This window comes from Microcystis sp. LE18-22.4A (assembly GCF_027531105.1).
In the GTDB taxonomy this organism is placed as follows: Bacteria; Cyanobacteriota; Cyanobacteriia; order Cyanobacteriales; family Microcystaceae; genus Microcystis; species Microcystis aeruginosa.
This window is the reverse complement of the sequence record NZ_JAPZRB010000014.1, coordinates 1-2894: the sequence shown is the minus strand read 5'-3', so window position 1 is coordinate 2894 and position 2894 is coordinate 1. Positions and strand designations below refer to the sequence as shown.

2 protein-coding genes and 1 pseudogene are annotated in these 2894 nt (G+C 43.7%); 2 read left to right on the top strand and 1 reads right to left on the bottom strand.

Going from position 1 to position 2894, the window contains the following annotated elements:
- Window positions 1-345: 345 nt before the first annotated feature.
- Window positions 346-429, bottom strand: a pseudogene (locus tag O9295_RS27640) (type II toxin-antitoxin system RelE/ParE family toxin); the annotation flags it as partial.
- Between O9295_RS27640 and arsM the strand changes: the two are divergent.
- Window positions 429-1403: an arsenosugar biosynthesis arsenite methyltransferase ArsM gene (gene arsM / locus O9295_RS00595; RefSeq protein WP_288030920.1), complete on the top strand. Its 975-nt coding sequence runs from the start codon at window positions 429-431 to the stop codon at window positions 1401-1403. The pseudogene O9295_RS27640 and the gene arsM overlap by 1 nt on opposite strands.
- A gap of 267 nt (window positions 1404-1670) precedes the next feature.
- Complete coding sequence (gene arsS / locus O9295_RS00590; protein ID WP_061430347.1) at window positions 1671-2648, top strand: arsenosugar biosynthesis radical SAM (seleno)protein ArsS; 978 nt, start codon at window positions 1671-1673, stop codon at window positions 2646-2648.
- Window positions 2649-2894: the final 246 nt, after the last annotated feature.

The following is a 2894-nucleotide window of genomic DNA, read 5'->3' as shown; positions in this document are numbered from 1 at the left end:
TCGGGTAAATTACCTAATTTTCAGGGAAAAAGTCCAGGGATTTTCCCCCCGACCACTCCCATATCTGGTACTTTTTGATTGACAAAAAGTCTAAAAGTCTTACCCAACAAGGTTTTTAGATTTATTCAGCTAACCCTAATTAAGGAAGTGCTGTCTGCGTGCTTGTGCCAAAACCTCTTATCAACAGGCCGAAGAAGATTTATAGTCATTTCAGATAAGTCTGATACACTCTAGACCGGTTAAACCCTTATGAACTCTGGCATTGATATTCTCAATCTTAATTGAAATGACTATATTCGAGTTCTCGGAGCATCAAGATAAACTAAGACGCATTTTAAGCGTTTATAGGTCAGTACGAATGCTACGATAGCGTTGGGCGAGGATGCGAAGTCGGTCCTTGAATTGATCAGAGAAAAGGAGTTTAAAGGATGAAAATGACTTATCTGGAAGCTACTGCCAAATTTTACAGCGAAGTAGCCCAAACTCCCGAAGTGGGGCTATGTTGTGTCCACAGCAGTCCTTTGCAACTACCCGGGTTAAAAATCCCTGCCATTATGCAAGAGATGAACTATGGTTGTGGCACGACGGTGCAGGCCAATGAATTAGGCAATTCTCCCAGGGTTTTGTATGTGGGTGTGGGTGGTGGTTTAGAAGCACTGCAATTCGCCTACTTTTCCCGTAGTCCGGGGGGAGTTATTGCGGTAGATCCAGTGCCGGAAATGCGTTGGGCAGCCCAAAGAAATCTCAGCGAAGCGCTGCTGGAAAATCCCTGGTTTAGTCTCGATTTTGTGGAAATTAGAGATGGTTCCGCCTTTGAATTGCCGGTGGAGGATGCCTCCGTCGATGTAGTGGCGCAGAATTGTCTTTTTAATATCTTTAAACCAGCCGATTTACAGTTAGCTTTACGGGAAGCTTTTCGCGTCTTAAAACCGGGAGGACGTTTACTGATGAGCGATCCGATCGCCACTCGTCCAATCCCCGAACATTTGCAAGAAGATCAGCGTTTACGAGCTATGTGTCTATCGGGGGCCTTAACCTACGATGATTATATTAAACAGTTGATCGATGCTGGTTTTGGTCAGGTAGAAATTCGGGACCGTCGTCCCTATCGTTTACTGGACTGTCAGAGTTATAATTTAGCCGATCCGCTCCTATTAGAAAGTTTGGATTCCGTTGCTTTTAAACTAGCTATTCCCGAAGATGGGGCCTGTATTTTTACGGGCAAAACTGCTATTTATACTGGTACGGAGGCAATTTTCGATGATGGTGCCGGGCATATTTTAGCCAAAGGATTGCCGGTGGCCGTCTGTGATAAAACTGCGGGCAACTTAGCTCGCTCCTCTCCCCAAGATATCCTCATCACCGAGTCCACTTGGCACTATAACGGAGGCGGTTGCTGTTAAAAAAGCAGCGTCGAGACAAGTTCGATCCCTCAGTTATCAGTTATCAGTTACCAGTTATCAGTTACCAGTTATCAGTTACCAGTTATCAGTTATCAGTTATCAGTTATCAGATGTGAGTTATCAGTTATCATTGATTAGTTATTGGTCACTGTTTACTGTTTACTAATTACTGTTTACCGTTTACTGTTCAATGTTTACCGTTTACCGTTCACTGTTTACTGTTTACTGTTTACTGATTACTGTTTACTGATTACTGTTTACTCTCCCATGACTCCTTTTGTTGAGAAACTAAAAACTCCTTTAACTAAGCAAAAAATCTCGGTTCTGCAAATTAATTTGGGGAAAAGATGTAACCTTGCCTGTAGCCATTGTCATGTGGAAGCTAGTCCAGGTCGTTCCGAAGAAATGACTCCAGAAGTGTGCGAACAAATTATCGAACTGATCGAAAGATTTCCCCAAATTAAAACCGTCGATCTGACCGGCGGCGCCCCGGAAATGCTCTACGGTTTTAAGCCGATTGTGGAAATCTCTAGAAAAGCTGGGAAACAGGTAATTGTGCGCTCGAATTTAACTATTTATTTCGAGAAAGGATTTACTGATATTCCTGAATATTGCGCTGGCCATCAGTTGCGGGTGGTGGCTTCTTTACCCTGTTATCTTGCCGATAATGTGGATAAAATGCGCGGTCTGGGAGTCTATGACCGATCAATCGCCGCTTTACAATGGTTAAACCGTCTCGGCTACGCTCAAGAGCCGAATTTGATTGTGGATTTAGTCTATAATCCCCAGATTCCTAAGTCAGATAATTTTTCTCTCACACCGGATCAGGTATCCCTGACACGGGATTACAAAAAGTTCTTGCAAGAACATTTTAATATTTCTTTTAACAATCTATTTACTATCACTAACCTACCCGTCGGAAGGACACGCTTCCATCTGGAACACCGGCAACTCTATCAACCCTATATTCAATTCCTCGAAGACCATTTTAATGGCGATACTGTCGAGCATTTGATGTGTCGTAATCAGCTTTCTATTGATTATTTGGGTAATATCTATGACTGCGATTTTAATCAGATGGAAGATCTGGTCGCTTGCACCGGTCAAGGCCAAAAATTAACCCTGCCAGATTTATTACAAGCGGGTACTTTAGAGCTAATTGCAGAGGTACAAACCGCTTCCTATTGCTACGGTTGCACTGCCGGCAGCGGTTCCAGTTGTGGGGGAGCTTTGATTTCAATCTGAACAAATGTACTGAATTGACACCGCGTCTCGGAAAATTTAGTACAAATGCTCGGACTAGCTCTCCCTGCTACCAACTCCGGTGCTGTCTTAACGAGTAATCTTAGATAGGGCTTGCTGAAAAAGTTTTTCGGTGGTGGCAGGGTGTGGGGTGTGGGGTGTGGGGTGTGGGGTGTGGGGTTTTATCGATTTTCAGGTGGTCAACTACCTAATTTTCAGGGAAAAAGTCCCGGAATTTTCCCCCCAATC